Origin of the sequence: Rothia sp. HMSC066G07, assembly GCF_001814485.1 — a bacterium.
GTDB lineage: Bacteria > Actinomycetota > Actinomycetes > Actinomycetales > Micrococcaceae > Rothia.
The window spans coordinates 241,448-266,587 of the sequence record NZ_KV816922.1 but is presented as its reverse complement, the minus strand read 5'-3'; the positions used below and the strand labels follow the sequence as shown (position 1 = coordinate 266,587).

Annotated in this window: 20 protein-coding genes and 1 tRNA gene; 12 read left to right on the top strand and 9 right to left on the bottom strand. The window is 61.7% G+C overall.

Annotation, left to right across the window (positions count from 1 at the left end):
* Positions 1-202 precede the first annotated feature (202 nt).
* Entirely contained in the window at positions 203-1,705 is a 1,503-nt protein-coding gene (locus HMPREF2971_RS02685) for a cation:proton antiporter (RefSeq protein ID WP_070542896.1), read from the bottom strand.
* Positions 1,706-2,069: 364 nt separating this feature from the next.
* Between HMPREF2971_RS02685 and HMPREF2971_RS02680 the strand changes: the two genes are divergently transcribed.
* Positions 2,070-3,203, top strand: a complete 1,134-nt coding sequence (locus tag HMPREF2971_RS02680; protein ID WP_070691125.1) for a hypothetical protein — start codon at positions 2,070-2,072, stop codon at positions 3,201-3,203.
* 140 nt (positions 3,204-3,343) lie between these two features.
* On the opposite strand, the gene HMPREF2971_RS02675 is transcribed toward HMPREF2971_RS02680, so the two are convergent.
* The 5 genes from HMPREF2971_RS02675 to HMPREF2971_RS02655 form a co-directional block, all read right to left on the bottom strand.
* A tRNA-Pro gene (locus HMPREF2971_RS02675) sits at positions 3,344-3,417 on the bottom strand.
* Between the two features lie 110 nt (positions 3,418-3,527).
* Complete coding sequence (locus HMPREF2971_RS02670) at positions 3,528-5,390, bottom strand: ABC transporter ATP-binding protein (protein ID WP_070691122.1); 1,863 nt, start codon at positions 5,388-5,390, stop codon at positions 3,528-3,530.
* Positions 5,390-7,414 (bottom strand): ABC transporter ATP-binding protein, encoded by a 2,025-nt coding sequence (locus HMPREF2971_RS02665; protein ID WP_070691119.1) that lies wholly within the window; start codon positions 7,412-7,414, stop codon positions 5,390-5,392. The genes HMPREF2971_RS02670 and HMPREF2971_RS02665 overlap by 1 nt, the downstream gene beginning before the upstream one ends.
* Complete coding sequence (locus HMPREF2971_RS02660; RefSeq protein WP_070691116.1) at positions 7,414-8,433, bottom strand: metallophosphoesterase; 1,020 nt, start codon at positions 8,431-8,433, stop codon at positions 7,414-7,416. The genes HMPREF2971_RS02665 and HMPREF2971_RS02660 overlap by 1 nt, the downstream gene beginning before the upstream one ends.
* A 40-nt stretch (positions 8,434-8,473) precedes the next feature.
* Entirely contained in the window at positions 8,474-10,618 is a 2,145-nt protein-coding gene (locus HMPREF2971_RS02655) for a transglycosylase domain-containing protein (protein ID WP_070542879.1), read from the bottom strand.
* Positions 10,619-10,784: 166 nt separating this feature from the next.
* Here HMPREF2971_RS02655 and HMPREF2971_RS02650 point away from each other — a divergent pair, with 166 nt between their 5' ends.
* The 3 genes from HMPREF2971_RS02650 to HMPREF2971_RS02640 all read left to right on the top strand — a co-directional run bounded on the left by HMPREF2971_RS02650 (position 10,785) and on the right by HMPREF2971_RS02640 (position 12,818).
* On the top strand, positions 10,785-10,988 hold the full coding sequence (locus tag HMPREF2971_RS02650; RefSeq protein WP_005504647.1) for a DUF4177 domain-containing protein: 204 nt from the start codon (positions 10,785-10,787) through the stop codon (positions 10,986-10,988).
* Between the two features lie 185 nt (positions 10,989-11,173).
* A complete protein-coding gene (locus HMPREF2971_RS02645) occupies positions 11,174-11,656 on the top strand; it encodes a RidA family protein (protein ID WP_005508253.1) in 483 nt (160 codons plus the stop codon).
* Positions 11,649-12,818 carry an NUDIX hydrolase gene (locus HMPREF2971_RS02640; protein ID WP_070542876.1) on the top strand — a complete coding sequence of 390 codons (1,170 nt, stop codon included), beginning with the start codon at positions 11,649-11,651 and terminating at the stop codon, positions 12,816-12,818. The genes HMPREF2971_RS02645 and HMPREF2971_RS02640 overlap by 8 nt, the downstream gene beginning before the upstream one ends.
* A gap of 159 nt (positions 12,819-12,977) precedes the next feature.
* Here HMPREF2971_RS02640 and HMPREF2971_RS02635 read toward each other — a convergent pair whose 3' ends face one another.
* Positions 12,978-13,655 (bottom strand): Crp/Fnr family transcriptional regulator, encoded by a 678-nt coding sequence (locus HMPREF2971_RS02635; protein ID WP_012902921.1) that lies wholly within the window; start codon positions 13,653-13,655, stop codon positions 12,978-12,980.
* A gap of 485 nt (positions 13,656-14,140) precedes the next feature.
* Here HMPREF2971_RS02635 and HMPREF2971_RS02630 point away from each other — a divergent pair, with 485 nt between their 5' ends.
* Entirely contained in the window at positions 14,141-15,319 is a 1,179-nt protein-coding gene (locus tag HMPREF2971_RS02630) for a MarP family serine protease (protein WP_070542871.1), read from the top strand.
* A gap of 116 nt (positions 15,320-15,435) precedes the next feature.
* Here HMPREF2971_RS02630 and aroQ read toward each other — a convergent pair whose 3' ends face one another.
* Positions 15,436-15,876, bottom strand: coding sequence for a type II 3-dehydroquinate dehydratase (aroQ, locus tag HMPREF2971_RS02625; RefSeq protein ID WP_044150130.1), 441 nt, complete (start codon positions 15,874-15,876; stop codon positions 15,436-15,438).
* Positions 15,877-16,062: 186 nt separating this feature from the next.
* Between aroQ and nth the strand changes: the two genes are divergently transcribed.
* Both nth and HMPREF2971_RS02615 read left to right on the top strand, forming a co-directional pair.
* Positions 16,063-16,989, top strand: a complete 927-nt coding sequence (gene nth / locus HMPREF2971_RS02620) for an endonuclease III (protein ID WP_070691112.1) — start codon at positions 16,063-16,065, stop codon at positions 16,987-16,989.
* A gap of 50 nt (positions 16,990-17,039) precedes the next feature.
* A complete protein-coding gene (locus tag HMPREF2971_RS02615; protein ID WP_070691109.1) occupies positions 17,040-17,819 on the top strand; it encodes an NUDIX hydrolase in 780 nt (259 codons plus the stop codon).
* A gap of 163 nt (positions 17,820-17,982) precedes the next feature.
* On the opposite strand, the gene HMPREF2971_RS02610 is transcribed toward HMPREF2971_RS02615, so the two are convergent.
* Positions 17,983-19,989 (bottom strand): bifunctional 3'-5' exonuclease/DNA polymerase, encoded by a 2,007-nt coding sequence (locus HMPREF2971_RS02610; RefSeq protein ID WP_070691107.1) that lies wholly within the window; start codon positions 19,987-19,989, stop codon positions 17,983-17,985.
* Positions 19,990-20,209: 220 nt separating this feature from the next.
* On the opposite strand from HMPREF2971_RS02610, the gene HMPREF2971_RS02605 reads away from it, so the two are divergent.
* From HMPREF2971_RS02605 to HMPREF2971_RS02585, 5 genes are all read left to right on the top strand, one after another.
* Positions 20,210-21,826 (top strand): TadA family conjugal transfer-associated ATPase, encoded by a 1,617-nt coding sequence (locus HMPREF2971_RS02605; protein WP_070691104.1) that lies wholly within the window; start codon positions 20,210-20,212, stop codon positions 21,824-21,826.
* A gap of 40 nt (positions 21,827-21,866) precedes the next feature.
* Complete coding sequence (locus HMPREF2971_RS02600) at positions 21,867-23,120, top strand: type II secretion system F family protein (RefSeq protein ID WP_049360292.1); 1,254 nt, start codon at positions 21,867-21,869, stop codon at positions 23,118-23,120.
* Positions 23,121-23,249: 129 nt separating this feature from the next.
* Positions 23,250-23,879 carry a DUF4244 domain-containing protein gene (locus HMPREF2971_RS02595; RefSeq protein ID WP_070691101.1) on the top strand — a complete coding sequence of 210 codons (630 nt, stop codon included), beginning with the start codon at positions 23,250-23,252 and terminating at the stop codon, positions 23,877-23,879.
* A 156-nt stretch (positions 23,880-24,035) separates the two neighbouring features.
* Entirely contained in the window at positions 24,036-24,479 is a 444-nt protein-coding gene (locus tag HMPREF2971_RS02590) for a TadE family type IV pilus minor pilin (protein ID WP_239668334.1), read from the top strand.
* A gap of 7 nt (positions 24,480-24,486) precedes the next feature.
* Positions 24,487-25,071 carry an Rv3654c family TadE-like protein gene (locus HMPREF2971_RS02585; RefSeq protein WP_246825018.1) on the top strand — a complete coding sequence of 195 codons (585 nt, stop codon included), beginning with the start codon at positions 24,487-24,489 and terminating at the stop codon, positions 25,069-25,071.
* Positions 25,072-25,140 lie beyond the last annotated feature (69 nt).

Genomic DNA, 25,140 nt, shown 5'->3' with positions numbered 1-25,140 from the left:
AAAAACTCGCCACACCCTACGATGAGGGCGTGGCGAGTTTTGAGCCTATATGTGGGATGCCTTGTGAAATTGAATAGCGTAGCTACCTGTTATTATGTGGTTTTTATTAAGGTAATCCCACATAAGGTTGCTGTGACTGTATGCGGGGTACCTGTCCAAACTAGTTCATTCCATGAAAGATCGAACCACCACATAGCCGCAGCTACTTCTGCGCAGCATCCGTATTCTCTACAGAGCCCCTGCGCTTCTTTGCCGCATCCCGAGACGCAGTACAGGAAGCAACCTCAACCTCGACAGAATCAGATTCAGCCTGAGACTTCAAACGAACCACCGGAATCATACCCGTAGTCAGCTTCGTCTGAGCATTACGCTGAGCCTTCAGAGCATTCATCTGTTCCTTACGGCTCGGCGCCTGCTGAGACGGTCCAGCAGAACCAAACGCCTGACGAATACCCAACGCCCACAGCGGGAACAGTAGAACCGTCAGCGCGCCACCGGCAACCAGCAGCGACGCCGTGGACTCCTCCAGAAGACCCGAACTGGTCGCAACCTCCGTCACCGCCACAATAATCGGCAGACCCGCAGCCGAATACAACGCCAACTGCGCCTTCTGCGCGCGAGTGGTCAACCCCGAACGGGTATCGAAGAAATGCTCCGCCAAAAGCACCGGAACACCACGGCACAGCAGAATACCCACCACCACGGCAAGCAGACCCAAAGGCTTAGCCACCACGGCAGAGACATCAATACCCATACCGCTGACCACAAAGAACAGCGGAATCATGAACGTAAAACCAACCACCTCAAGGCGGCGAGTCATCATGTGCAGAGCCGCCGGAGGGGTCAGGGTACGCAGAATCAGGCCCGCCGCGAACGCGCCCAGCACCGCATCCAAATCGAAGAGTGCGGTGCACATGATCAGGGTCGCCAGCAGGAACATCGCAAGACGCAGAACCGTCTGACCGGTAGTGTTCGCCTCCGCAGCCATAATCTGACGCAGACCCGGCACATGCGCAAACAGGCGGTGCGGAATCAACGCCGTAATCACCGCAACCACCATAAACGCCAGCAGCACCACAAACGCCATACCCGGCGAACGCGACGACAACAACAGCGAAATAGCGAAAATCGGCAGCAGCTCACCCACAGCGCCGTGCACCAGCACCGCATTACCCACCGGCGTACCGGCGGCACCATGAGACTTCAACATCGGCAGCAGCGTACCCAGAGCCGTAGAACTCAGCGCCACACCCACCGCAACATACGTATTCAGCTCACGCGAGAACGACGTAATCACCGCCGCACCCGCCATACCCAAGGCAAAACACACAAACCACGTGGCAATAGCGCTATAACCCTGGCGGCTACGCAGCGAGGACACGTTAATCTCAAAGCCCGCAATCAAAAAGAGCATGCCCAGACCAAGCTCCTTCAGCAGCGGGATGCCGCCCTCACTGCTGGCAAGATTGAACATATTCGGGCCAATGAGCAGACCAAAAATGAGCAGGAAGACCACATCCGGAATCTTCTTACCCGTCACGCGGGAAAGAATCGGGGAAAGCAACGCAACCAACGTAATCCAGAAAATGGACACAAACTGGCCGCTATCGTGGCTCGACCCTTCCGAGAGGGTCGTACCCGAGGCAAGAAGAGCACCAGACGCCCCCAAATCCGTCAAGAAAAGCGGGGAAAAAGTCGAAAACATAAAACCTCAACGTGGTGTGTGCAGGTGGGGCGCGTTTGGGACAGTAAAAGGAGCGAAATCATGCTCCCGCGGGGTTGCTCCACCTTTAAGAACGTACCAATGGTACACACCTAACCTCGTGCAACAACACTTGAACAGCACTCACCAATAGGGCAAGAAGCTCCAGCCAGCAGCCGACAGAGAGGCAGTATGAGAGCAAAACCTCCGCGCCACCACCCGAGCAGACACAGCTTCCACCGTTACACTTAACACCTATGCCAGAGCATCCGACACACACCACCGGATGCGGCAGATACCCTGGCAGGGCACACACCACCGGCAGGGTGCACAGACTCTCAAACACGGCACTACAAGGAGCGAGGACATGGCAGCAGGGCGCACTCAACCTATCCCCACCGTCAGCAGCGGGGCACGTGCCGCCTCCCTCGGAGGAACCCGACGCGACCTTGGGCTCGACCTCGCCCGCGCCTTCGCCGTGCTCAGCCTGCTCATCCCCTTCGGATACTGGCTGCAGCTGATCCCGGTGTCCTGGAAGTTCTGGATCCCGCAGACCCTCGTACCGGCTGAACCGCTCTTCGCCGCAATTCTGGGCGCAGCCGCTTGGCGCTACGCCCGCACCGCGAACTTCCCGCAACTCTTCGCCGGAACCATAGTGCGATTCCTTGCGCTGCTTCTGCTGGGCGTGGCACTCATGCAGGGCGTCACCTACCTGCTGCAAGCCGGAGTGACCGTACCGGCGCAGGGCTTCTCATATTCCCTGCCCTTCGACATGCTCGTGCACCTGGCGCTACTCACCCTGCTAACCCTATTCGTCGTGCACCTGCCCCTGTGGGCAATCGCAGTGCTAGCGGTAGTCACCAGCCCCTTCATTACCTGGACCTACACCCTCCTCATGGACGTAGCCGCTCGGGCCGACCAGTGGACCGCTACCCAGCTGCCGTTCCTGGCAAACCACGGCGTCAACCACGCGCAGAGCGCCCAGCTCATCTGGGTCATGTGCCTGGGCATCGTGCTCGTGCGCCTCTACGACAACCTGCAGGCAAAGCTCGCAATCCCCGTGGTACTCGCCGTGCTGGCGCTCGCCGTCTACCGCACCTTCAACCCCTACACCGAGCTCGGCTTCCTCAACAGCCCGCAGGTGCTGCTAACCCTAAACCTCGCGGCAACCCTCTACTTCTGGGCCGAATGCGCGCGCCTGCTCTCCGCACAGGCGGGAATGCTCACCCCCATCGCCCGCCTGGGCCAGATGTCGCTGAGCGCCTCCATTGTGCTGAGCGGAATCATCATCTACGCCGGACCCACCATCAAGGCATTCACCGTCGGCGAGCACTACGTCGCCACCGGAGGCTGGGGAACCGCCGTGTACTGGAGCGCCTTCCTGCTGCTCGGTACCGCAATCGCCCTGGGCTTCTGCACCCTCTGGGCGCGTATGGCGCGCTCCATTGCCGGACGCGGCCCTCTGGAGGCGATTCTCGCCCTCATCTCCGGGCGCGGCTAAACGGAACTGAGCTCGATACGAAAGCGACCCCCTCGCCCGAGTTCCTGCGCGGGTAGGGGGTCGCCTCTATGTGCTCAACATCTGCAACAGAAATACTGCGGGTACGACAAAGCCCCGGTCCAGAGGACCGGGGCTATCTGTCGGGATGACAGGATTTGAACCTGCGACCTCGTCGTCCCGAACGACGCGCGCTACCAAGCTGCGCCACATCCCGATGTTGACCTATCAGTGAATACCGTAGGCAACTCACCTAGGATAACCCAAAAAAATTCAGAACGCAACACAGCGGCACACCACCGCTCGGAGGAGGGGCAGATAAAGCTTCTAGGCTTCAGTCTCCTGAACCTGATTCAGCTCATCCCAGGAGGCGTACATCGCCGCAAAACGACCGCCGGAGGCAATCAGTTGCTGCGGGGAGCCATCCTCCATTACGGAGCCCTCATGAATCACCAGCACACGATCAGCACCCAGAACCGTCGAGAGGCGATGCGCAATCACCAGCGCCGTACGCCCCGCCAAAATAGTTCGCAGCGCCGCCTGCACCGCACGCTCACTCGGAATGTCCAGCGAAGCCGTCGCCTCATCCAGAATTAGCACCCGCGGATTCGCCAAGAACACACGAGCAAAGGACACCAGCTGACGCTGACCCGCCGACAGGGTAATACCGCCACGGCCCAGCTGTGACTCGTAGCCGTCACGCAGACGCTCAATGAACGCGTCAGCACCCACCGCCTTCGCGGCAGCCTTCACCTGCTCATCGGACGCCTGTGGGTTACCCATGCGGATATTCTCCAGAATCGACGCGGAGAACAGGAACACCTCCTGGGTCAGCATGAGCACCTCACGGCGCAGCTGCGCATCCGCCAGCTGGCGGACATCCACGCCGTCAATACGCACCTGACCGGCTGAAACATCGTAGAAACGAGCCACCAGCTTAGCAATCGTCGACTTACCGGCACCCGTAGCACCCACCAGCGCCACGGTCGTACCCGGCTCAATGCGCAGGCTTGTCTCCTTCAAAGCGTGACGATCCGAAGTGTACCCAAAGACCGCCGAATCCAGCTCCACCAGAGCACCCTGAACCGTGCCGGACGTGCCCGCAGCGGTACCGGTAGCAGACTCTACAGCGCGCTCATGCGGATGCTCCGGTTCAGCAACCTCCGGCTCCTCAGCCAAGAACGACGACAGCTTCTCCAGCGCAGACATCGCCGACTGGAACATGTTGTAGAACTCAGAGAGCTGCATGACTGGCTCAAACACACGGTTCGCGTAAATCACCAGCGCCAGCAGGGTACCGATCTGCATGGTGCCGCCCAGCACCGCATAACCACCCAGCACTAGCGCACCGGCAATAAACACATTGCCCAAAAGCATCAGCACGGGTGAGTAGACGCCGAAAATCTTAATGGAATCCATCACCGCAAGGCGGTAACGCTCCGACGCCTGAGCGTACTCATAACGCATCTGCGCCTCCGCACCAAACGCCTTCACCGCACGGATACCCGTAAAAGTCTCCACAAAACGGCTCGTCAAATGCGCAGACTCGGTACGCATCGTACGGAAAACCGGCACCGCGGTCTTCTGGAACCAGCGCGTCAAGAAGTAAATCGGTACGCCCATGACCAGCATGAACAGACCAATACGCCAATCCAGAAGGAAAATAGCGACCGCAGAAATCACCATGGACAGCAAGGTAATCGCCAACTGGCTGATGCCGCTGTCCAAGAAGCTGCGGACCGTATCAATATCGCTGGTCAAACGCGAAATGACCTTGCCCGAGGTGTACCGCTCATGGAACGACACGCTCAGCGACTGCGCGTGGCGGAACACCCGCTTACGCAGGTACACCACCACGCCCAGCGACACACGCACCGTGTACGCCACGTTGACCCACGAAAAAATCGCGGTCACCGCGGTAGCCGCCACAAAAAATACCAGCAGGGTCAGCAGGGGAGAAACGTCACCCTGCTTGAGCGGCTCAATGGAACTATCCAGGACGCGGGCAATCAGAATCGGCGCAATCGCCGAGGAACCCGAGACCAAAAGCACCGAAATAATCGACAGAGCCAACGCCCCACGGTGCGGGCGCAACATCTGGCGCAGTAGAGCCATCGAGCGTTCACGGGTCTCCGCGCGCTCCTGCGGGCTCATCTGCTCCCGCGGCTCCGCCGGACGATGATGGGCCATTAGCCCTCCTCCATCGTCATCAGCTGACGGTACTGCTCCGAAGAGTCCATCAGCTCAGCGTGAGTGCCCTCAGCGACCACGGCACCATCAACCATCAGCAGCACGCGGTCAGCCAGAGCTACCGTGGAGGGGCGGTGCGCCGTCAACAGGGTAGTAGCGCCACCCAGGCCCTCCAGACCCTCACGCAGGCCGGTAATAATACGCTCCTCGGTGTTCACATCCAGCGCCGAGAACGGGTCATCCAGCAGCAGCACGGAGGGGCGCTTTGCCAAAGCGCGCGCCAACGACAGACGCTGACGCTGACCGCCCGAAAGGCTCAGACCCTCCTCACCAATGACGGTATCCAGACCCTGCGGAAGCTCCGCCACGAAATCGCAGGCAGCCAGCTGTAGCGCGGTCTGGAGGGTGGCCTCCAGCTCTTCTGCGGCGGGGTAGTCCTCATCCTCGGTGCCGTGCTCGTACTGCTCGGCAACGCCCATCAGTACGTTCTCGCGGACCGTGCCAGAGAAGAGCACCGCCTCCTCAAAGACGAACGCGGTCTGGGCGCGTACCTCCTCAATGGACATGTCAGCGGTATCTCGGGTGCCAAAACGCAGGGAACCGGAGGTCGGCTCGTAGAAACGCGGAACCAGCGACAGTACGGTCGACTTGCCGCTACCGGTTGCACCCACCAGCGCCAGAATCTCACCCGGGAAGACCTTGAAATTTACGTCTTTCAGCACGGAAACCTCGGGTGCCTTCACCTCAGAGTTTGCGCCGGTATCCTCTGCAGGTGCTTCGGCAGCATCGTAGCTGAACTGAACGTGATCGAAAGTGACAGACACTGCGCCACCGCTGGGGTACTGCATAGTTTCCTTCCCGGAGTCGCCCTCGGCAGACACTCCAGCTACTGTTGACGAATCAGAAGCACCCTGCGGATGCTCGGGCCCAGACACAGCCTCGGAGCCACGAACCAGCGGCACCGCCTCAAAGCCGGGCTCATCCATAACCTCGTTGTGGCGTTCGAGCGCCACCTTATAGCTCAAATAGGCAGACATCAGCGCGGTCGAGCGCGTCACATGGCTGAGTACGGTCGTCTGCACCGCAAAGTAGGCGGTCATCGCGCCCAGGCTCAAGGTGCCCGCCGCAACCTGTGAGGCGCCCACGGCCAGCGCCACCGCCGTGGAGACACCCACAATCAGGCCCTGGTACAGGGCAACACGAGCCACCAGCATCGACCTGCCGTACTCGCGCACCTGCAGGGCATCTACCGACTCGGAATATTCCTGAATCTGCTCGGGGGAGCGGCCCAGCGCCTTAATCACGCGGATGCCGCGCACCGACTCCTCAATGCGGGTGGAGAGGTCGCCCGTCATCTGCTGAATCTCATGTGAAGCGCGGTAGTACTTGCGGGTGAAGTTCACCAGCGACAGCACCAGAATCGGCACGGTCACCACGAACACCAGCGCCAGCGACGGCGAAGAACGCAGCATGAAGAAGCCACCGACCAGGAACATCACCACAACAGTCAGCATCTGAACAATACCGAAAGACAACCAACGGCGAATCGTCCCCAAATCGCTCATGGAACGGGTCAGCAACTGACCGGAGGGCCAACGATCCAGCAGAGAAAGCGGGGCACTGAGCAGGTGGTCAAAAAAGTTCATGCGCATGGACAGCTCAATCGTGGAGGTCGGGTCCACAATCAGCCAGCGCCTCCAATACATGAAGGAGGCGTGCGCAATACCCAGCAGAAGCACCAGGCCGCCGGCAATCCAGATGGCGCTCTCAGTGGTGCTCTGCGAGAGATGATCCACAATAATCTGCAACATCTGCGGGATGGAAATCTCAAGAGCACCGGCGCCGAATGCGACGAGCAGACCCACGCCCCAGCGCACACGAATCGGACGCGCATACGCGGCGAGGGTGCGCGGGGCACGCTGACCGTGCGCGTAGTCGATCGGGTCGGGGGTCGGCTCGCTCGCCGTCTCCAGGAAAGGATTACGGCGGCGCTTAGCCGTGTGTGCTGTAGAAGCCTCAGACATTAGGGACGACCACCCGCCGAGGTAGCGGAGGCGCCCTGCCCCTTATCGCGAGCCGTGAGGGTCACCAGGATTGCCTCCGGCGGGCAGAACAGACGGACCGGCGCAAAACGAGAGGTGCCCAAACCGGCAGAAACCTGAACCGGAATACCGGACTGCTCACTGACACCCTTCGCACGCGAAGGCGGCAAATCGCAATTGCTGACCAGGGCGTGACCGCCGGGTAGGCAGACCTGACCGCCGTGCGTATGACCGGCAAAAATAGCCTGCGCACCGTCCTGCACGAAGCGGTGCAGGGTACGCATATAGGGGGCGTGCGCCACGCCGATACGGACGCTCGGCTCCTCACCCTCATCGAAGGCACCGGGGGCGAACCCGGGGTGCTCATCGTAACGCAGGTGCGGGTCATCCACGCCGGAGAATTCCAGACGCAGACCCTTAAGGTTCAGCGTATCGTAGCGGTTGACCAGGCCCGTCCAGCCGCGCGACTCGAAGGCGTCGTGCATCCGCTCAATGGGCAGGGCTACGCGCGAGCCTTCCTCAATCATCTGCGGGGTGCGCGGCTGCCACAGGTAACGTGCCGGGTTCTTGAAAACCGGCGCGAAATAGCAATTCGAGCCGGGCACAAACACGCCGGGGAAGTCCATGAGCGGGTCGAGTGCCTCCAGCAGTGGGCCCATACCGTCCACGTGGGAGAGGTTATCACCCGTGTTCATCACCAAATCCGGCTCCAGGGCAGCCAGCGAGTGCATGAAGTCAATCTTCTTCTGCTGGCCCGGAATCATGTGCATATCCGAAATATGCAGAATCCTAAAGTCAGGGCTACCGGCGGGCAACACCGGCAGGGACTCGGTGCGGAGCTGAAAATTGTTCAGCTCAATAAAGTGCCCATACGCCGCCGTGGCGGCCCCCAAGGCTGCAGTGGCGGCTACCGCCCCCGCTACCTTCTTCAGGAGCGGGGAGGAGCCGCGTGCGCCGGGGACCGCCACGGGGACGCGGGCGTTGACTGCGTTTTCACACATTATCAATCGCCTTTCAGGCTTCAGCTGATGAGCTGTGATTCTAGCTGTACGACAGAATCTTATCGCTGGGGGTGGTGAAGTCCTTCGTGTTGTACTTCGGTGCGATCGTCTTCATGAACGACTGCCACTGTGCACCCGCATAGGTTGCACCATCGACGTACTCGAGGACTCGACCGTTAATACCCACACCGTTCAGGGAGCGGAAGCCGAGGTTGTTAGAACCAACCCAAGACGCGGTGGACAGGCCACGAGTGTAGCCAACCTGCCAGGTCTGGGAGGAGTTATCGTTCGTACCGGTCTTCGCAGCCGAACCGTTCGGAAGACCAATACCGCGCTGAGAAGCGGAACCGCCAGGCTGGATAACGCCCTTCAGAACCCAGCTGACACCGTTCGCGATGTCCGGATCCAGGACCTGCTCGCACTGGTTCTGGTATTCCTTCATGGTTTCACCGTTGGTCTTGGTGATCTTCTCAATCGGGCGCGGGGTGCAGTACTTACCCTCAGAAGCGAAGATAGCGTACATGGATGCGCTGGTCAGCGGGGAGATACCGTACTTGGTACCACCAATGTTGGTACCCAGGTCGGGGATGCTGTGCAGCGGTTCGCCGGTACCGTCCAGGGCGTGCATCTTGATGGACAGGTCGTGCACATCGCACAGGTCAATCTGGGAGAGCATGCCGTACAGGTACGAGTTCAACGACTGGCGAATACCGTACGCAGCGGTACCGTAGGTCAGACCGCCGTTGACTGCGTTCTTATAGGACCAGCCGTTCGGCTGACCGGTGTAGTAGTACTTACCGCCGTCGTAGCACTTGGCGTTCCAACCGAAGCTGGTGGGCCAGAACAGCTGGGTACCGTTCACGGTAGCGTTAGCGCCGCGGCCGCTGATGAGCCACTGAGCCAGAATAATCGGTTTGAACGTCGAACCGGGCTGGAAGCCGCGGGTACCACCGTAGGCGCTATCAACGTTGTAGTTGTACTCGGTCTTGGAGTGGTCGTTTGCGTCTGCGGGGCTACCGAGCTCGGTGTTCTGTGCCATCGCGATGACGCGACCGGTACCGGGCTCAACACTGGTCAGGGCGGAGTTCACGTCGTTCCAGTTGGTTGCTGCGGGCTGGGTGGAGTCAACTGCCTGCTTAGCCGCGGTCTGAGCCTCGGGGTTGAGGGTGGTCACGATCTTCAGGCCGCCACGCTTGATAGCGGTGTTACGCAGCTCAGCGGTTGCGCCGAGGGACTCATCCTGCAGCAGGTAGTTGACCACATAACGGCAGAAGAACGCCTTGTCGCCTGCCAGGGAGCAACCCTGGGACTTGGTGTGGACGTTGAGCTTAATGTCGCTGGCGATGGCGTCGCTGTATTCCTTGTCGGAAATCTTGCCGTCGCGGAGCATGGTGCCCAGAACGATGTCGCGGCGTTCACGGGCGAGTTCGGGGTTCACGGTCGGGTCGTACACGTTCGGTGCCTGCACCAGACCGGCAAGAAGGGCGGACTGTGCCACGTTCAGGTCCTTAGCGGAAATACCCCAGTAGTACTGTGCAGCAGCCTCAACACCGTAGTTCGAACCACCAAGGTTCACGATGTTCAGGTAGCCTTCAAGGATTTCGTCCTTGGACTTGTTCTGCTCCATAGAAATCGCAAGCTTCATCTCGCGAATCTTTGCGGCGTAGGTCTTGTTACCGTTCAGGGTTGCGGTAGCGTCCTCACCACGAGCCACAGCGGAGTCAACAATGAGGTTGTTAACGTACTGCTGGGTCAGGGTGGATGCACCCTGACGGCGGCCGCTGTTGGAGTTAATGATGTTGTTCAGGAACGCACGACCGATACCGATAGCGGAGACAGCACCGTGATTGTAGAAGTCACGGTCCTCCACCGAGACGATAGCGTTCTTCATGTGCTGAGAAATCTGATCCAGCTTGACCGGTTCACGGTTCTCTTCGAAGAAGGTCGCGATTTCGGTCTTGCCGTCAGCAGCGTAAATAGTAGAAGGACGGGAGGAGATGCCATCGGCAATGTCGTCAGGAAGGTCCTGGAACCATGACATCGACGCGTTCGTGACCATACCCAAGCTCACGGCAGGGGGTACGACAATAATTGCCGCAAGGAAACCGGCAATCACGCTGAACGCGAGGAACTGCAAAAAATCTCCCGGGCGGCGACGCGCACGGGTTTTCTTAGATGAAGCCATTCATTCAGTTTATCCCATGAAGCTGTGAGAGGAAGTCCGGGTCGGCACCCCACAGGGAGGTGGGCGCCTCAGCGCTGAGAATAAAGCCCCAAAAAGCCCCGGACATTGACCGAAACCATAGTGAATCCCTTTTACTTATTCGACCCTGAAAGCTAGGCTAGAGGGTATGAAGAAATGGGAATACGCAACTGTACCGCTGATGATCCACACGACCAAGGCAATCCTCGATAACTGGGGTGAAGATGGCTGGGAGCTCGTCACCGTGCTGCCCGGTGCCTCCGCACCTGCCGGTGCAACCCCCGCATCGAACATGGTCGCTCCGACTCAGGGCAACCCCATCGCCTACTTTAAGCGCGAGAAGGCTGACTAAGAGCAGCGTACCCGGCGGTCACCTCGCTATCCCGGCTCTCCTTTAACTAGGGGAGCGCGGGAATAGATGAGGAAGGCCGCCGGTTAGCCGTTTAACAGCTGCCTGAATATCAGTAGCGTTTAGATTTACGGCATTTCCCCTATCACCGTTTGGGTGCCATCACCCGCCATCCTTCTGGAGTAATCATGACTGAATCCCGTATTGAAGCACGTATCCGCGAACTCGGTTACGAACTGCCCGTAGCACCCGCCCCCGTTGCCGCATACGTTCCCGCGGTGACCTCCGGCTCCTACGTGTACACCTCCGGCCAGCTGCCCTTCGTTGAGGGCGCCCTGCCCGAAACTGGTAAGGTGTCCGACTCCGGTGCTGAAGGCTTCGTGACCCCCGAGAATGCGAAGAAGTACGCGGGTATCAGCCTGCTCAACGCCCTGGCAGCGGTCAAGTCCGTCATTGGCGACCTGGACCGCGTGCAGCGCGTCGTGAAGGTTGTCGGCTTCGTGGCATCCGAGGTGAACTTCACCGCTCAGCCCGCCGTCATTAACGGCGCCTCCGAACTGCTCGGCGAAATCTTCGGTGAGGCAGGCCAGCACGCCCGCTCCGCAGTCGGCGTTCCCGTTCTTCCCCTGGACTCGCCCGTAGAGGTCGAGATCATTGTTGAATATGTCTAATCTGTACACCGGCGCGCTGCCGCTGTCTGCTATTCGTGCTGCCCAGGCTCAGCGGGCAGCGCAGGACGCTCCTGAGAAGACTGCACGCACCGAATCCGCACAGGATAATGGCACCGCCCAAAACATCAAGACTCTACCCCTGCCGGTGCAGGAACGCCGCTTCGGCACTCCCACCCCGGCTGAGGGCGTGGAGCGCCCCCGCATGTTTACCGGCCGCCAGTCAGGTCCGCGCACCGCAGCCATTCAGCGTCTCTACGCGATTCCTGAGTTCATGCGCACTGCCGCCGAAAGCTGGTGTGAAGGCGGTAACGAAGGTGCGACCGGTTGCACGATGCGTCAGGCTGCCTCCGTAATTTTTGTGCGCGACGGCGACAACGGCCTCGAAACGATTCTGACCTACCGCCCCGGCACCTCTCCGCTGGGCGTGGTGGCTTTCCCCGGCGGCACGGCTCTTCCCGGTGATGATGAGTCCGCCTCCTGGGTGGGTCCCGGCGCCGACTACTGGCAGGACCAATTCCACTTCTCCGATATTGCGCAGGCACGCCGTAGCGTCATGGCTACCGTGCGTGAATGCTTTGAAGAGACCGGCATTCTGCTTGCCGGCGAGGACGAACAGGACGTCGTGGAGCGCTCCAGCACCCCTGAGTTCATGGCGTGGCGTGAAGCAGTTGCCGAGCAGGACAAGAGCTTCTCTGACTTCTTGACCTCCAGCGGTTTGAGCGTGCGCGCTGACCTGCTACGCCCGGTCGCGCGTTGGCAGTCCCCGGACTTCTTCCTCAAGCGCTACGATATCGCCTACTTCACCGCGGCGTTGCCCGTGGGCCAGGACCCGAAGCTACTGCTCGGCAAGGGTGTGTGGGGTGACTGGCTGAACGTGCGTGAACTGCTCGAAGCCAAGGACACCAGCGAACTGGGTGACCGCATCGGCCAGCCTAACACGGTGGGCCGTACCCTCGACCAGCTCATCACCCCCGGCGTGATGAGCTTGCTCGAATCTTTGGCGAAGGCACAGACTTCCGTGGCATGGCTGTCCAAACGCCGCAATATTGAGGTGAAGAAGCCCGTGCTCGTGACCCACAATGGCGCGTGCATGCTCTCCTTCACCGAGGTGGTTCCGGCAACCACCGGTAGCGTGTACACCGGCGTAGCGGGTGTGCACTAACAGGCGTGCTCTAACGAGCTGCCGCAATGCTCGCCCGTACGATGAAGCGTTAAAGAAATCAGGAGCCGTTTCCCCATGCAGAGGGAAACGGCTCCTGATTTCTTTAAGCCGCGTGTCTTTCAGCGAGGGCGACCTAGAATACCCTAACTCAAAGAGGCTTTAGCGGGAACGCTGGCGCAGGCGGGGCAGGTCCAGAATGACAACTGCGCGTGCCTCCAGGCGGATCCAGCCGCGGGAAACGAACTCGGCAAGAGCCTTGTTCACGGTCTCGCGGGATGCGCCAACCAGCTGTGCTAGCTCTTCCTGAGTCAGTTCGTGAGCAACGAGCACGCCGTCGGTCGCGGGGCGGCCGAAGCGGTCAGCCAGGTCCAGCAGTGCCTTAGCGAGGCGGCCGGGAACGTCGGAGAAGACCAGGTCAGCCAGTGCCTCGTTAGCGTGGCGCAGGCGGCGAGCCAGAGTCTTAATAACCTGATCGGAGATAGTGGGATCGAGCTGCTGTGCACGCTTGAAGGACTCGTGCTTGATGGCAGCCAGGCGAGTCTCAGAGACAGCCACAGCGTTGGTCGAACGGGGCGAAGGATCGAAGAGAGCCATCTCGCCGAAGACGTCACCGGGACCCATGATTGCGACCATGTTCTCGCGGCCGTCAGCGGCGGTGCGACCCAGCTTGACCTTACCGGAGAGCACCGCGAAGAGCTGGTCGTCCTGGTCGCCCTCGTAGAAGAGGACAGCGTTGCGGGAGAGGTCAATCTCCTGAATGTCATCGGTCAGCAGAGCGAATGCTGCGTCGTCGAGGTTAGCAAAGAGAGGGGTACGACGGAGGATCTCGAGATCCATAAAGTTCTCCTAGATATGAGGTGATGAGCCGAAACTCGTAAATGTTCAGTGAGTGAGCCCGAACCGGTGCCATGTGTCTCAACATCTGAAATGTGAGAAGGCTCAAGCTAGTGTGACATATTCAACTGATATGAGCGTACCCTAAAAAAGCGCTTTATGCATTCCGATACAGCGAGCTTTACAACAAAAGTTATTTCTTTCGAGTAAATTCAAAGCTTCCCCACAGGTTCACCACCTAATATCAGGCATTCAGGTGTGTACTTTTATCGGTACCAAGCACGCAGACACCCTCATGACAAGGAGGCTCCCGCCTCCACACGCGGTACGATGCGACGAGACAGAAACCCGACCCCAACCCCCGGGTACACAAGCCCGCCGCACCCACCACCGGGTGTTAACGCGCCACCACACTCACCGGGCACAGCCCGCACCAACCACAATGGGCACACCGTGACCACTTCTACCCACCAAGGAGGCAATTAGTCGTGACGACTGGCATCAACCTGCTTGATATTGCTATCCCCATCATCCTGCTGCTCTACTTCCTCGCCGGAGTCCGCAGCGGATTCTTCACCACCCTCGGAACCTTCCTCGGCCTGGGCCTGGGCGTCTGCGCCGCAGCCTGGCTCGTGCCTCTCGCCGTGGCATCCGTGGGATCACAGTGGAGCCTCATTACCGCCGTCGGCGTGCTCATCATCTGCCTGACCATCGGACAGTGGCTCGGCCTCCTTGCCGGACGCACCATCCGCCGCGTCACCGATATCACCCCGCTCAAGGGCATTGAACGCTTCTTCGGCGGCGTGCTGAACCTCGCCGCCTGCGCCCTGGTCATGGTCGTGCTGACCATCTCCATGCGCACCGTACCCATCCCGCAGCTCAACACTGCGCTCAGCGACTCCAAGACCCTCTCCTGGATGGTCGCCTCCACCCCCGAGGTCGTCAAGGACCGCATCAACACGGTACGCAATGACGTGCTCGCCTTCGGAACCATTCCGGAAGTCAGCCAGCTCATCGCCCCCGAAACCAGCGCCCCCACCGAGACCGTAGAATCTGCGGCACTGGACCGGGCGGCAGCCTCCGTCGTTGAGATTCTGGGCGCCGCAGAGCAGTGCGGCTACACCTCCACCGGCTCCGGCTTCGTGGCGGACAACGGCCTGGTCGTCACCAACGCCCACGTGGTCGCCGGCGTTACCTCCCCGGTCGTACAGGACTCCCGCGGCCGCACCTGGCCCGGCACCGTCGTCTACATGGACAGCGAACAGGACATCGCCTTCATCAGCGTCCCCAAGCTGCCGCTCGAACCGCTGACCATCGGCTCCAACGCCACCGCAGGTAGCCTCGTAACCTTCATGGGCTACCCCAAGGGCGGCCCGTTCAAGGCACTACCCGCCACCGTGCAGGGCATCGGCAACACCCAGACCATCGATGCCGACACCGGCCGCGCCAACGCCATGCGCCAGGTCTACCAGCTGGCAGCCGACGTGCAGCACGGCAACTCCGGTGGCCCCGTCCTCGACGAAAACGGCAACGTGGTCGGCGTGATCTTCGGTAAGGCAACCACCGGCCAGGCCGGATACGCCATCACCGCAAGCACCCTCAAGCAGGCACTGGCAGAAGGCGGCGACAACACCGCCGCAGTCTCCACCGGCACCTGCCGCAAGTAACGAGTAAAAACATTCAGGCTCCCGAACCTCTAGCGAGGAACGGGAGCCTGAACTATTTAACGCTGAATTGTTGAGCGAGGGGGATAGGCGGGGCTATTCTGCCAAATGCTGCGCTGCTATTCCGCAAGGTGCTGCGCTAGGAAATCAACCGCCATGACATAGCCGTACGCACCCGCACCGGCAATCACCGCGGTAGCCTGCGGCGACACAAACGAATGATGACGGAACTCCTCGCGGCGATGCACATTCGACAGGTGCACCTCAACCACCGGAAGCTCAGCCGCCTCCAGTGCATCATGCAGCGCCACCGACGTGTGGGTGTACGCCGCCGGGTTGATAATAATCGCCGCGCCACGAGTACGAGCACGCTGAATCTCATCCACCAGCGCGCCCTCATGATTCGACTGCATAAACTCAACATCAAAACCATGATCCGCCGCGCGCTCACGCACCATACGCTCAATATCGTGCAGAGTGGTGTAGCCGTACACCTCGGGGCGGCGCTGCCCAAGCAGGTTCAAATTCGGTCCATTAAGCACAAAAATCGTATCTGACATAAAACCAGTGTGGCACAGCGAGCGCCCGCTGAGCGCTAGCCGACGCGAACTGCCCAGAAAATGATGCGGAGGAGGGGAGAGCGCAGGCGCGTGGCGGATGCGCATCCCCGCATACGGGGGGCGACGCGCGCCAAGTACGGTGAACCTCGCTACCGCCCACACACCTAAGCCCGGTACCCTCGCGCTATGACCGAGAACGCCACCCAGCCCGCAGCGGGCGCACAGAACACTGCAGCACGCAACGCTGCGGCACAGAACACCGAATCGCTCCTGCAGATCCGATTCGTTCCCGAATTCAAAGCCGCAGCCGCCGCCCGCCGCCTCAACGCACGCGCACCCGAAAGCCACCTCGCCACCGTGCGCCGCGCCCGCAAAATCAACCGCATCCTCGGCGAAACCTACCCCTACGCCGTCGCAGAACTCGACTTCGACAACCCCTTCGAGCTGCTCATCGCCACCGTGCTCTCGGCGCAAACCACCGACGTGCGCGTCAACTCCGTCACCGGTGCGCTCTTCGCACGCTATCCGGATGCCGCCGCACTCGCCTCCGCACGCACCGAAGAGGTCGAACCCTACATCCAGTCCCTCGGCTTCTACCGCGCCAAGGCACGCTCCATCGTCACCCTCTCCCAGCAGCTCGTAGAACGCCACAACGGGCAGGTTCCCTCAACCCTCGAAGAGCTCGTAGAACTCGCCGGAGTCGGCCGCAAAACCGCGAACGTAGTCCTCGGAAACGCTTTTGACGTGCCCGGACTGACCGTAGACACCCACTTCGGCCGCCTCGCCCGCCGCGTGGGGTTCACCACCGCAGACGCCCCCGAAGCAGTCGAAAAAGACGTCGCCGAACTCATCGAACGCAAGGACTGGACGCTCTTCTCACACCGCATGGTCTACCACGGCCGCCGCATCTGCCACGCCAAAAAGCCCGCCTGCGGTGTATGCCCCGTTGCCGACCTCTGCCCGTCCTATGGAGCCGGGGAGACGAACGAACAAGCAGCACGTAAACTCATGAAATACGAAATGGCACCCGGTCGAGAAGACCTGCACCTGCGATTCCTGCAGGGCGCAACCCGCCGCGAACTCATGGCAGAAGGCTACCCGCTCAGCGCCTAACGGCGACTGAACCAAACCGGAATGCAGCCGCACAGAAGAGAGGTACACAGATGAGCGCACCCGAGGTACAACCCGAACAGGCGGGGCAGGAGGCACAGCACCCCGCCCAGCAGGCACTGGCGGCTTTCGCAGAGGGCGGCGTGGAATTCGACGTCCAAGCCCTGCTAAGCAGCGCACCCGCCAGCCCGTTGAACAAAGAAGCCGCCGTGCTGATTCTCTTCGGCGTGCTCGACAACTCGCCCTCCACCGGCGAATTTGAAGGCTGCCCCGAGAACGTCAGCGCCGACCTGGATGTACTGCTCCTCGTGCGTGCCGCAACCCTGCGCTCACACGCCGGTCAGCCCGCCTTCCCCGGCGGCAAAATCGACCCTGAAGACTACGCGCACGCCGAAACCACCGGCGAACCCGTCGCCCACATCGCCGCCCTGCGCGAGGCGGTCGAAGAAACTGGGCTAGACCCCGCCGGCGTGCAGATCCTCGGCCAGCTGCACACCCTGCCGCTACCCATCAGCAACTTCATGGTCACCCCCGTGCTTGCCTGGTGGAACAGCCCCGTGCCCGTCGAAGTCGTCGACCACAACGAGTCCGCGCTCATCGCCCGCGTGCCCGTGCGTGACCTGCTCAACCCTGCCAACCGGCACACCGCCTACGTCAAACACGGCCGCACTTCACACCGCACCCCCGCCTTCGAGGTGCGCATGCCCGGCGGCGAAGAATTCACCGTGTGGGGATTCACCGCGATTCTACTGGACCGGATCTTCGACTCGCTCGGCTGGACCGTGCCCTGGGATACAAAAAAGATGCGCCCGGCACCCGGCTACGAGGAGTAACTACGAGGAGTAAAACCGGCTGGAATAAATACCTGACCAGCGGATACAGGGTGCAGAATAGTGCGCAAATAGGGGCGGCAGATAGCTTGAATGAAGCTACCTGCCGCCCCTATTTTCACCCTTGTACGGTGCCGCTTATGTGCGGCTGATTATTTACCGCCGATTATTTGCCGTCCGCGTAGTTGCGCACCCGCGCCACCGACACCGGAAAATCAACCGGCACCCGACCGAAGAGCAGACGTGCCGCCTCCGCAGCGCCCTCACGCACAATACGTTCCACGCGATCGGCCTCCAGCTCGGGACCGCACAGCAGAAGCTCATCGTGCAAAAAATACACAATGCGGGTGCGCATCGGCATACCAAAAATCCGCTCCGACAACAGGCGAGAACGCACCGCGCCCATCCAACACAGAGCCCACTCCGCCGCTGTACCCTGCACAATAAAATTGCGGGTCATACGCCCGTGCGCACGTGCAGTCGACACCGCACGCGACTCAGCCGCCGGCGAAGACCGATCAGCCACAATCTCACGGAAACGCTCATCCACCGGCGGGGACGTACGACCCAAAAAAGTCGTCACCTGCCCGCCCGCCTCACCAATACGAGCCGCACGCTCCGTAAACTCCATCGCCTGCGGAAAAAGCGCCGCCACATGCGGCAACAGGGCACCAATCTCACCGCTGCGACCGCCATACATAATCGCCAGCATACCCACCTTCGCGTGGGAACGCTCCGTCAAACCCACACCCTTCAGGCGCGCCAACTCGGCAATACCCGCATACAGGTCAGCGCCACGACCCGCCGAAGCGAGCGCCTCATCACGACTCAACGCCGCCAGAATACGAGGCTCAATCTGCGATCCATCCGTCACCGTCAGCACCTGACCCTCCGGCGCCTGCACCGCCTGACGAATCTCCGCAGGCAGCTGCAACGCACCACCGCCGGAAGCACCCCAGCGCCCCGTCGCGGCGCCGCCCACCTCAAGATGCGGGCGGAACGCACCCTCAGAAACCCAGGTATCAGCCCACGTCCAGCCGTTAGCAGTCCAAATACGGTACAGCTTCTTATAGCGCAAAATCGGGTCAATCAGCGCCCAACGCTTTTCCCGCTGAGCCGGAATCGCCTCCGCCCAACTCTTCAACTCCCACGAACGCGTAGACTTCACCGAAACCCCCGCAGACTGCAAAGCACGCAAAAGATCCTGCGGCGAATCCGGGTTCAACGACGGCATAAACAGCATGCGCTGAATCTGCTCCGCCAACTCCTGCATCTTCTGCGGACGCTCCCCAGGCACCGGACGCGGACCCAATAACTCGCACAGATGCTCATGATGCGCCTGCACATTAAACGGGATGCCGTAATAACCAATCTCAGCCGCCACCAGCGCACCGGCAGACTCCGCCGCCGCCAAAAGACGCAACCGCTCCGGGTGCCTCGACTCGCTAATAGCGCGCGCCTGCGCCAGCCACTCACGCATCAGCACACGCACCACCGGATGCTCCGGCAGCAGAGTCACCGGGCCCGCCGCCAACTGCGGGGCAAAAGGCTCATGAGGCGCCGCCTCCAGGAAATCCGGGGAGGAATCAGCAGGAGAACCGGCAGGTGTAGCGGAAGAGGTGGCGGGCGCACTCAAAAAATCAGTGCCGAACAGCTCCTCCTGACCCTGAATCTGCCGCGCCACCGGCAGATACCCTTGAGGCTCAGCCGCCTCACGGACATCAGAAAGATCCAGCACCGGGCTGTACTCCACAAAACCGCTCGGATGCGTAGCGGCAGTCGCCAAAATTCGCTGCACCAGACGCAAATCATGGCACAGATGCACCCGCACCCCGCGGCGCAGAAGCAGCGGGTCAACGCGGCGGGTATCAGCCCAAATCCAGCGGGGAAAACGCGCCTGCGCCGAATCTGCCGCTTGCCGCTCTACCTCTCGCACATACGCCGGAAGATTTGCCGCACTCACCCGATCCGCCCGCGTAATCCGCGGAATAAAGGTCGGGTCCTGCAACTGCTCAGCGGTCGGCGCCGAAAAATGAAAAGCACCCCACGAGGTCACCGGCTGAGCACCGCGCGGGGACGCACCCGCGGCAATAGCCGACGTGACCGGGTGCGCGGGGGTGCCGGTCTGGGCGGTAATACCCGCGCCGGTGGCAGGACTGAGCAGAACGTACATTCTTCCATTATCGAGGATGTGTCGGTAGAACGGGTGGTGCGTGGTTATCACCAGAATGTACGAGTGGTTTGTCATAAAAGCGCCGGATGCGTGCGTTTTGTTCGTTTGAGGTGCGTGCATCGTGGATATTTCGGGGTGCGCGAGGAGTTATCCACAGAACGCTCATTCTCATAAAAATTCGGGGCGGGCGCAATGCTCTCCTAGAGCCATGAACCCCGTCATGAATCCCTCCAGCAATCCCGCCGGGCACCCTGCCAACAATCCCGGCAACCCCAACGGTTGCTCGCCGCGTGCCGCACAGGGCGCGAATCAGCCGGGCGCACAGAATATGGGTGTCCAGAACACCCGCGCGCACTCGCTACCCGCCCTGCTCATTCCCGAAGACTATCGCGCCCGCGCCGTCGCCCTGCACGCCCGCGAGCTGATTCTGCGTTCGCCGCAGATGAGCGCTATCGCCCTGGGTGGTTTTAGTGGCGGGTTCAGTGCCGGGTTCTGTGGCGGACCCAGTAACGGATTCAGCGCCGGGGCCGAGCGGGCAGGGGAGCGGCCGCCCGCAGAGGGCGTGGTTGCCGCGGGCAGTGCAAACGCTGCGAGTGCCGCGGGCGGTGGGCTACTCCAAGAATCCCAGCCCCTCCGCGAGATTCTCGAAAACGCCGTGGACGAGGCAATCTGCGCCATCGACGGCGGATGCCAGGGGAATGCTCGGGGGAACGCCTGGGGGAACACGAGTGCAGAAGTAACGGGCGCAGACGGAACTAATGTGACGAAGCCCCGAAAATTCCGTGTCAAAACTGCACCGCCCACCTCCTGGAGCTACCCCAGCGTGGAATACGTGCCCGTCAACCGGCAGACCACGCTGCGCTACCTCGCCGCGGAACTCTACGGCCTCGGTGCCCTCGACCTGCTCCTCGACGAGGGGCAACGCGCCGGAACCATCACCGATATCTACGTGAACTCGCCCTGCGATATCTGGGTGGGCATCAACGGAACCGTCCGCCCCGTGGCGCTAAGCCTCGGCAATGAGCGGCGCGTGCGTGACCTCGCCGAGCGGCTCATCCGCAGGCACGGCGGACAGCTGGATGCCGCGCATCCGGCAGCTGACATTAGCGACGCGCAGGGTCGGCGTATCCACGCGATTATCCCTCCGCTGAGCGAACGTACCCGGCTCTCCGTGCGCCTACCCGCCCGCGAGCGCCCCACCCTGGCGCAGCTGCAGGCCGCCGGGCTGTGTGATGAGGCGACCGCCGCCTACCTGTGCCGCATGATTGCCGAACGCCGCGGATTCCTGATTAGCGGGGGCACCGGCACCGGCAAAACCACCCTGCTCAACGCACTGCTGGGGCTGTGTACGCCGCAGGAGCGCCTCATTTTGCTCGAAGACACCCCGGAACTTGCGCCGCAGCATGAGCAGGTTATTGCCCTCAAAACCCGTGCCGCCAACTCCGAAGGTGCCGGTGAAATCGGGTTGGGTGAGCTGATTGTGCAGGCGCTGCGTATGGGCCCGGATCGGCTCGTGGTCGGCGAGTGTCGCGGTGCGGAGGTGGTGCACCTGCTGACCGCCATGAATACCGGTCACCGTGGCGCCGGAACGACCCTGCACGCCAATAGTGCGCAGGCGGTGCCCCTGCGTTTGTGCGCCCTGGGTGCGCTCGCCGGACTGGATAGTAGAACGGTCGCTCTACATACGGCGACGGCTTTTGAACGCATTATCCATCTGGAACACCGGGACGGACGCCGCCGCATCGAGGGCGTCTACAGCCTGCACCCCGCAGTTGAGGGGAGCGAAGAGTATCTGCAGGTCAGGCGTATTTCTGTGGGCTCCGAAGTTGGGTACTAGCCCCCGTAAAGGGGAAACGGAAAACGTGAAAGGAGGAACCATGAAAAGGGAAGAAACGAGTCGAGGAAGCCTTCGCGAACGCTGGGCTGAGCACCTCGCCGGAGCAGCCAGCGCCGAGGAAATGCGCATGTGGCCGCTCATGCTACGCACCCTCGCCCTGAACCTGCGCGCCGGCATTCCCCTGCAGGAGGCGGTGCACGCCGACCCTGGCACCGGGCAGTTTGCACAGTTCGGGCAAAACGAACCGGTGCCGGATGCGGGGAAAATGCACGCGAAGAAAATAACAGCCCGGAAAAGCGCTGGGAAAAGCGCCCAAGCTCGACGGGCACGAGGCTTCTCGCCCCTCTCCGAAGACTACGGGCACAAGCGGTGCGCCGAAGATATCCGTCGTTTCACGCAGGCGCTTGCCGCACTTGCCTCCTGGGGCGCACCCGCACACCTCGCCTGCGCCCAGCTACTCGAAAACAGCAGCCGGATGCGCCCGCACAGCCGCGCCCGCCTGTACGACCTGCAGCTGAGCCTGCGTATGAGCGAGAGCGCCGGTGCGCCGCTCGCCACGAGCCTGGAACGCGCCGCAGAACACGCCGAAGAACGCATCGACGCGCTCCTGGGGCGGCAGAGCGCCCTTGCCGCGCCGCGTGCCACTGGCAGGATTCTCTCCTGGCTGCCGCTACTCGGCCTGGGGTTGGGTGTGCTCATGGGAAGTGACCCCGTGGGCGTGCTGACCGGCTCCATCCTCGGGGCGCTTACCGGTTTGTTCGGGCTGGGGCTCGCCTTCGCCGGGCGCCGCTGGACCGCCGCGCTCGTGCATCGGGCGGAGGTGGAGAGCACACGAGCTGGGCATACAGGAGGCGAGCAGGCCTTGAATGCACCGACTGTTGATACCGCCCTCGTACTGGAACTACTCGCCGCGCAGTTGAGAGCCGGGCTTGCACCGCTCGCCGCCTTGGGTACCCTCGCTGAGGCGCTCAACAGCCGACCCCTGTATACGGTCTGCCAGCGCCTACAGATGGGCAGTAGCTGGGGGAGCGCCTGGTCGGGCTCCGCGGCGGGAACCTTCGGTGAGCTTCGGGATGCGCTCGCTCCCGCCTACACGGGTGGCGCACCCAGCACTGCGCTGCTGCTCTCCCTTGCCGATGCGCACCGCCTCAGCGAGCGCCGCGCGGCAGAACGCGCCGCCGGAAAGCTCTCCGTAGCGCTCGTGGTACCCCTCGGGCTGTGCTCGCTGCCCGCCTTTATCTGCTTGGGTATTGTGCCCATCATCATTTCGCTACTACCCACGCTGACGGGCTAAAGAACCATGCGCATAAGCGCTGTTGACCAGCTGAAATGCCGAAAAGTTTAGACCCTCGCCCATCTGCAGCGAACGCGGATGAGCACCCACCCCGCCCCGCATGTTTAGGGCACAACGAAAGGAAAACCAATGACGAACACCCTCTGCGAAGCAATCCGCCACGACCTGCACCCCGTCGGCGCTCCAGTAAACGCCCCGGCCGGTGCTCCGCGTGAAATTCAGCCCGCCGCACCCGGCGCAGAAGCGCAGACCATTCTGGGCCCCGTGCCGCTGTCCGTTGCCATTGCAACCACCATGAAGCAGCTGTGCGAAGAATGCCCCGAGCTCTTCAACGATGCCGAGCTTTTGAGTGATGCTGAGCTGAACCACACCGGCCCCAGGATTGACCCTAACGAAATGGAGATTGATATGAACACGAACAGCCTGAGCCCCGAGCAGGCGCTGACCATTGCCCGTGCGCTCGCCGAGGGCTGCACCCTGGACGAATGCGGCGCCACCTGCCGCAGCCTGGGTGAGCACGCGCCCGGCTGCACCGAATATGTACCAGCTGAGAGCGACGATAAGGTACTCGAAGAGTACGCCCCGGCGGGGGACCCGGAGGAAGGCGCCTCCACCGCGGAGTACGGCATCGTGATGCTCGCGGCGGTCGGTTTCGCGGGCCTGCTGGTGCTGATTCTCAAGTCAGATGAGGTGCGTTCCATGCTCCTGGATATTGTGCGTAACGCCCTGTCCATTGCGGGCAATACGGGACTGCTCTAGAGGCCTTAGTCTAGAGGTATTGGAAAACCCGCCGTAGGGTTTTGTCCCTAGATGCTAGGTTCTTTGGAAAATCAAGCCAGAAGGGAGGAATAAAGAATGAACGCTCATGTGAATTTGGGTGCTTTGCGGCGCACTTGCTCCGCAGGGAAAACCAGTGTGGACCCGACACTCTCGACCCCGCACAAGAGCCCGGCAGAAGAGGGTGTGATCACCGCCGAATTTGCGGTCGCCCTACCCGCCGTGACGGTGGTGCTCGCCCTCTGCCTGGGTGCCGCCTCCACGGGGGTTGCGCAGCTGAAGGTGGAGGAGTCCGCGCGAACGGCTGCACGAGCCGCCGCCCGCGGAGATTCCGAGGCGCAGATTCGCTCCGCCGTCAGCCGCATCGACCCGGCGCAGAGCGTGCAGATTTCTGTTTCTCCTGATGATGTAGTCGTGACAGAGGCGGGGCGCGCCCGGGAAGTGCACGTGCGGGTGAGCCGCCCCGCCCCCGGTGTGATTGGTTCGGCAACCGGCTGGGTGCTGCGGGCGGACGCCCACGCCCGCGTTGAAGCCGGCGCTGAAAACGATGCTGAAAACGGTGCGGGTCATGAAGGTGAGTAGAGCCGCTATGGGTCCCACCCCGAAAACAGCCTCCGAGAATCAACGCCCCGAAGAGGGTAGCGGCACCGTCCTTGCCCTCACCATTATTGCCGCGCTACTGGTGGTGACCGTGGTGATTGCCGGGCTCATTGGGGTGGTGTCCGCAAACCGCAGGGCTTCCGCGGCCGCCGATTTGAGTGCGCTCGCGGCGGCGGACGCCTACCGCGGGCTCACTGAGGGGGACCCGTGCGCGGTCGCGGCGGATCTTGCCGAACGCCACGGCGCGCACCTGGAATCCTGCACTTTTCCGGATCGCCCCGAAACGGTGGAGGTGACGGTCGCCGTCCCGGTCGCGGGGCCCATGGGTGCGCTGGGCCCGGCGAGGGTGCGTGCCCGCGCCGGGGCTGAGCATCTCGAAGAAGGGCGCCCCGAAGAAGAGCACGCGGCGGGCAACGTGGAGGAGCTGAGCCCCGATGAGGTAGCCGAGCTGGAGGAAGAGCTGGAAGCTGCGCAGGACTCAGCGCCCGAGCCTCCCGCACCAGAAAGCTCCGCAGAATCAGAGAATCCAGTTGAGCCAGAAAACCCGCCTGAGCCAGAAAACCCAGCCGACTAGGCTATTTACGTTCATCGGGAGTTGTCATTCCGGTATGCTCTCCCCCCCCCCCCCCCCCCCCCCCCCCCC